The following is a 5,683-nucleotide window of genomic DNA, read 5'->3' as shown; positions in this document are numbered from 1 at the left end:
CCAAACGACATAAGTAACCCTGTCGAGGTGGTGGGCGGCCGACCACAGGGCGAAGGGCACGGTGTCGCCGGCCCGCACCCGCTGCCCGTTGCCCAGCAGGTCCGCCGCGCGCCAGGGCTCGGTGTCCGGGGCGAGTTCGGCGGCCCGGGCCAGGCCCTCGCGCACCGGGCCGGCCGGGGTGCGCCCGGCCACCTCGGCGAGGAAGGCGGCCCCGGCCGGTGCCGGTGCCGGTGCCGGAACCCCGCCGCCCTCGCGTCCGCGCGCGGCCAGCGCGGCCGCCAGCGCCACGGCCACCGCGCCGGCGATCCCCTCGGGGTGGGCGTGCGTCACCTCGGCCGACAGCGCGGCCTGTTCCGCGGCCTCGTCCAGGTCCGCGTGGAACCAGGCGCCCAGCGGCGCCACCCGCATCGCCGCACCGTTGCCCAGGCTGCCCTGGCCGTCGAACAGCTTGCGCGACTCCTCGCGCCACGCCGACGGCCGCGCGGCCAGCCGGGGCAGCAGCAGGCTCATGCCGTTGCCGTAGCCGCGGTAGGCGTCGGCCAGGTACGTCGCCCCGAAGGCCTGGGCCAGACGCTCCTGGTGCACCGCCTCGTACGCGGTGAGGATCCCGTACACCGACAGCGCCATCGCCGTGTCGTCGGTCCAGTGCCACGGGGTCTCCGGCGGCACCCGCCGGGCCCGGATCTGTGCGAACGCCGCCTTCGGTGTGCGGAAGAGCGGGAACCACCGCTCGCCGAAGCCGTCCCCGAGCGCCAGGCCCTCCAACGCGTCACGTGCTGCCGAATACGTCATGGCCGCATGATGGCACCGGCCGTGCCCCGGTGGCAGGGTGGTCCGGCGTCAGGCGGCCGTGACCGGCAGCAGGCCGCGCTCGCCGAAGACCTTCTTGGCGACGAAGGTCGCGTTCAGCGCCTTGGGGAACCCGCAGTACACGGCCGAGTGCAGCAGCGCCTCGGTGATCTCGACGGGGGAGAGGCCGACGTTGAGCGAGGCGCTGATGTGGACCTCCAGCTGCGGCTCGCAGCCGCCGAGCGCGGTGAGCATCCCCAGCGTCACCAACTGCCGGTCACGCGGGGCGAGTTCGGGGCGGCTGTAGACGTCGCCGAAGCCCCAGGCGACGACCTGGTGGGCCAGCTCCGGGCTGATGTCGGCCAGCGCGTCCACCACCCGCTGCCCGCCCTCCCCGTCGACCCGGGTGAGCACCTCCATGCCCCGCTCGAACCGCTCCCGCCGCTGCCCGGCCCCCTGCTCCGAAGCACCCATCGCGCCTGTCCTCTCCTCGTGCCCGTTCCCGTGCCGCGGCCCCGGCCGACCGGCCCTGACCACGGAAGGAACCGTAGGACTTGGAGTGCGCTCCAACTCAAGCCGGGCGCGGAACCACGGCCTCCACGACACCCGGACGTACGACACCCCGTCAGGGCGCCTGTTGCGGTTGGGTCACGGAGTGTCCGATTCATCGGGCATTGCACGGGAGTGTGGTGATTGTTTTTGTTGGCGAGAATGTCATCGGGCTCTCATACTCCCTGCTGAGAGACGTGATGGCCGGTCCGGGAAGGCCGCGGGGGAGCGGATTTCCGACGGTGGCCCACGTGCGACATTTCCGATCATTCCCATGGGGGAGTCCTTTGCCCGCGCCCGAGAACGAGAGCGCCGCGTTCACCGATCCGCCGCCGGAGCAGCAGCAGCCGGCCGTCGTAGCGCAGTCGGCCGTCGTGCCGGAGCCCGCAGCCGCGCCGGAAGCGGCTGCCGTGCCCGTGCCCGCCGCCGACCCGGCCCCGGCGACCGCGGCCCCGCGCCGGCTGCCGCGCGCCGTCGGCGTCGCGCTGGCCACCGCCGGACTGCTCGCCGTCACGGCGGCCAGCGCCGCGGTGACCGTCGCCGTCGGCAAGCCGGACGGCCACCGGGCCGCCGCACCCGCGCCGCGTGCCACCGCCACCGCCGCCCCGGCGAGCGCCGGCGCGAGTGCCTCCGCGAGCGCCACGCCCTCCGCCGTACCCGTCCCGGTGCCGACGGCCGTCCCGACCGAGCCCGCCCCGGCCAGCACCGTCAAGGGCACCGTCAGCGGCGGCAAGCACGACGGCGACCTGCGCTACTTCCTGCTCCCGATCCCGGCCGGCGGCGAGTCCTACGGGCCCGCCGACGGGATGGCGATGACCCGCGACGACGTCTCCGAGATGTTCGGCAAGCCGGACGACATCGACACCATCCTCAGCCGCCTCGGCTACCGCGACGGCGCCACCCGCACCTACCGCACCGCCGACGGCACGGCCGAAGTCACCGTCACCCTGCTGCACTTCGGCTCCGCCGACCTGGCGAGCCGGTTCGTCCAGGGCTACACCGTCAAGTCGCAGGAAGCGATCGACATCGACGGCGACCCCAACGCCCACGGCTTCCGCCGCAAGCCCAAGAACGAGGCCTACACCGGCTCGATGACCGGCATCTCCAGCCAGGGCGACGTCCAGTACACCGTCGACGTCGAGGTCAAGGGCACGCCGGACAAGGCGCTGCTGAACGACCTGATGAAGCGCCAGCGCGAGTGGCTCGCCTCCGGGGGCTGAGCCCGCGCCCGCGCGCCCGCCCCACGACGTCCTCCCGCCCCTCCTCCTCTGGAGTCGCTTCCGTGACCACCGAACCCGAGCAGCCGCCGGCCGCGGCCGCCGACCCGTCCGCGTCGTCCGCGTCGGCGGCGTCGGCCGAACCGCCGACGCCGCCGCTGCCGCCCGTACCACCAGTGCCGCCCGTACCGCCCGTGCCACCGGTCCCGCCGGTGCCGCCCGTCCCGGCCCCGTCCCCCTGGTCGGCCGAAGGCGAGGCGATGGCGCACCGGACGGCGCACCAGGCCCCGGTCGCGCCGGAGCCCGCCGCCCCGGAGCCCGCCGCCCCGGAGCCCGCCGCTCCGGCCCCGGCCGTGGACGTCTACGCCGACTTCCTGTCGGCCGGCCCCGAGACCGCCCCGCGCCCGTCGCGCCGCCCCCGCCCGGTGCTGCTGTCCGTCTGCGCCCTGGTCGTGGGCGTGCTGGCCGGCGGCAGCGTCGGCTACGCGATCCAGGCCCAGCGCCCGCCCACGCCGCTGCCGCCGCTCCAGGTCGCCCTGCCCGCCTACCCGGCCGAGACGGTCGACCCGGCCGCCCTCGCCGCCGCCCAGCCCCCGCCGCCCGCCATCGAGGGCGACCTGCGCAAGCTGCTGGTCAGCGCCCCCGACGGCAGCACCGCCTGGGGCGACTACCCGGACAAGCCCGGCTGGATGTCGATCGGCGAGCTCGCCGAACGCAAGGGCGACGCGGCCGTCGTCTTCAAGGACCTCGCCACGTCCGGCTTCCGGCGCGCCGCCGAGGTGGACTGGATGAAGGGCGACATCCGCTACCGGGTCACGCTCACCCAGTACACGCCCGAGCACATCGACGAGGCCGCGGCCTTCCACGGGCAGACCTTCGCCGACGACACCGACGGCGGCTACCGGGTGGACCCGGAACCCAGGCAGTGGTCCGACACCAAGGAGCAGTACTACTACGGCCACGCCGCCGCCCAGCGCGGCACGGTGCTGATGACCGTGGAGGTCTTCAGCCCCAAGCCGGTGGAATCCGGGGACCTCAAGGCCCTCGCCAAGCAGCAGTGGGAGCGGCTGACATGACCGACGACTCCGTGAGCGCCGTGCCGGCCACCCCGGCCGAGCTGCACGCCCCGGCCACCCCGGCCACCCCGGCCGTCCCGGCCGAGCACACCCCCGAACCGGCCGCGCCCGCAGGCGAGTTCGCCTCGGCGGGCGAGCCCGCCACGCCGAGCCCGACCCCGGATTCGCCCCCGAACCCCGCCTCCCGCCGCCTGCTGCGCGCGGGCGCCGCCACCGTCGCCGCCGCCCTGGTCGGCGTGGTCATCGGCGTCGGCATCATCAAGACCCAGTACGACGACCCCGCCCCGGTCGCCGCCGCCGGCCCCACCGGCACCCCGGCCCCGGCCGCCACCCCCACGCCCTTCGGCGCCAAGTCCAACGGCAGCCACTTCGGCTCGCTGCGCGACCTGCTGCTGCCCGTCCCGGCCGGCTACGCGCCGGGCCCCGACGAGGGCGGCTACGGCAACGACACCGAGCTCGGCGCCGGGCAGCTCTCCGACGAGATGGACGCCGAACTCCAGCAGGTCCCCAAGGACAAGCGCGACAAGCTCCGCTCCTACTGGCAGGGCCTGCACGTCAAGGGCACCGGCGTGCGGACCTACCGCAACGACGGCGGCAACCTGGTGGTCGGCCTGCGGCTGCGCCAGTTCAACCAGCAGGAGGTGCAACGGATCAACGAGTACACCGCGGTGTTCACCGGTGACACCGGCATCTTCCGCTCCGGCCCGCAGGTCCCCGGCCACCCCGAGGCGCACTGCTACCTGATGCCCGCGCCGCCCTCCGCGCCGATCGACTACCTGGAGTGCTCGGCCGCCGAGGGCGACCTCCTGGTGATCATGAGCGCCGAGGGTGTGGCACCGCTCCCCAAGGACAGGATCGTGGCCCTCTTCACCATGCAGCTCGACCGCCTCGCCAGCCCCGGAGCCTCCGTATGACCGACCACGCCGCCACCCCGCAGCCCGGGCCCGGGTCCGAGCCCACCCCGCAGCCCGCCCCGGAGTCCGGGCCCGTCCCGCCGCCCGCCGCCGACCCGGCCCCCACCACGGCGCCGACCGCCGAGGAGCCGACCGCCGAGGGGCAGGCCCTCGCGGCGCAGGCCGCCGAGGAGCAGGCCGCCCACCGCACCCGCCGCCGCAAGGCCGCGGTGCGCTGGGGCTGCGCCGTCCTGGTGTTCGCCCTGGCCGGTACCGGCACCGCGCTGGCCGTCACCGCGCCCGAGCGCACCGACATCCCCGGCCTGGCCACCGCCGGCGACGGCCGCTACACCTTCCCGCCGCTGGCCCTGCCGCCGCTGCCCTCGGGCAAGGCCGCGCCCAACCTCAAGGACAAGGCCAAGGACAAGGGCGCGGCCGTGCACCTGGCGGACCTGCGCCACCTGCTGCTGCCCGTGCCCAAGGAGGCCGGCGGCTCGGTGAACCCGCCGGTCTTCCCGGCCCCGACGGCCCCGACGCTCCCGGCGGGCTCGGCGGGCTCGGCCTCACCCACGGCCTCGCCCTCCGACACCCCGTCGGGGACCCCCTCGGCCACGGCGGGCCCGAGCGCCTCCGGCACGGCCACCGCGGGCCCCGAGGGGGCGGCCCCGGCGAACTGGGTGTCCTGCGACGCGCTGCTCGGCGACCTGCAGAACCCGGCCCGGATGCGGACCCTGCTGCGGCAGAACGTGTGCCGCGCGGCCACCGTCCGGGAGTGGACCGCCTCCGACGGCACCAGCACCCGGATCCGGCTGATGCGCTTCGGCACCTCCGCCGAGGCCTGGGACACCTTCTCCCGGACGCGCTCGGAGATCCAGCTCAAGGCCGCGCCCGACGCGAGGACCGCGCCCTCCTCGGCCGACGGCGAGCTGCCGGACGGCGTCGAGGTGACCCGCAAGGAGTCCCGGGAGACCGCCGGCAAGGACGTGCCGACGACCCGTCTGGCGTTCGTGTCGGCCTCCGACGTGGTGGCCGTGATCACCATGACCAACCCGCGCGGCGTGCCCGCCGCAGCCTTCCGCCAGGTGGTCGACCTCCAGGCCGACCTGCTCGCCTGAGCCCGGCGCCCGCCCGAAGGCCCGAGGGCCCCGCACCCCCCGTT

The 5,683-nt window shown here is 75.7% G+C and carries 6 protein-coding genes; 4 read left to right on the top strand and 2 right to left on the bottom strand.

Annotated elements, in window-relative coordinates:
• Both ACFC1T_RS38010 and ACFC1T_RS38005 read right to left on the bottom strand, forming a co-directional pair.
• A partial coding sequence (locus ACFC1T_RS38010; RefSeq protein WP_375897287.1) for an ADP-ribosylglycohydrolase family protein occupies positions 1-792 on the bottom strand: 792 nt, incomplete at its 3' end.
• Positions 793-840: 48 nt separating this feature from the next.
• Positions 841-1,263, bottom strand: coding sequence for a carboxymuconolactone decarboxylase family protein (locus tag ACFC1T_RS38005; RefSeq protein ID WP_375897284.1), 423 nt, complete (start codon positions 1,261-1,263; stop codon positions 841-843).
• 362 nt (positions 1,264-1,625) lie between these two features.
• On the opposite strand from ACFC1T_RS38005, the gene ACFC1T_RS38000 reads away from it, so the two are divergent.
• The 4 genes from ACFC1T_RS38000 to ACFC1T_RS37985 all read left to right on the top strand — a co-directional run bounded on the left by ACFC1T_RS38000 (position 1,626) and on the right by ACFC1T_RS37985 (position 5,639).
• Entirely contained in the window at positions 1,626-2,558 is a 933-nt protein-coding gene (locus tag ACFC1T_RS38000; protein ID WP_375897281.1) for a hypothetical protein, read from the top strand.
• A 62-nt stretch (positions 2,559-2,620) separates the two neighbouring features.
• Complete coding sequence (locus ACFC1T_RS37995; RefSeq protein WP_375897279.1) at positions 2,621-3,631, top strand: hypothetical protein; 1,011 nt, start codon at positions 2,621-2,623, stop codon at positions 3,629-3,631.
• Positions 3,628-4,545, top strand: a complete 918-nt coding sequence (locus tag ACFC1T_RS37990; protein WP_375897276.1) for a hypothetical protein — start codon at positions 3,628-3,630, stop codon at positions 4,543-4,545. The genes ACFC1T_RS37995 and ACFC1T_RS37990 overlap by 4 nt, the downstream gene beginning before the upstream one ends.
• The gene (locus tag ACFC1T_RS37985) at positions 4,542-5,639 is read left to right on the top strand and encodes a hypothetical protein (RefSeq protein ID WP_375897274.1); all 1,098 of its coding nucleotides are present in this window, start codon (positions 4,542-4,544) and stop codon (positions 5,637-5,639) included. Before ACFC1T_RS37990 ends, ACFC1T_RS37985 begins: the two co-directional genes overlap by 4 nt.
• Positions 5,640-5,683 lie beyond the last annotated feature (44 nt).

The organism is Kitasatospora sp. NPDC056076 (genome assembly GCF_042266305.1).
GTDB lineage: Bacteria > Actinomycetota > Actinomycetes > Streptomycetales > Streptomycetaceae > Kitasatospora.
This window is presented reverse-complemented; position numbering and strand designations above follow the sequence as displayed.

Coding starts and splice junctions, on each gene's coding strand:
- ACFC1T_RS38005 (WP_375897284.1), bottom strand. CDS start 1,263: ATGGGTGCTTCGGAGCAGGGGGCCGGGCAGCGGCGGGAGCGGTTCGAG.
- ACFC1T_RS37990 (WP_375897276.1), top strand. CDS start 3,628: ATGACCGACGACTCCGTGAGCGCCGTGCCGGCCACCCCGGCCGAGCTG.
- ACFC1T_RS37985 (WP_375897274.1), top strand. CDS start 4,542: ATGACCGACCACGCCGCCACCCCGCAGCCCGGGCCCGGGTCCGAGCCC.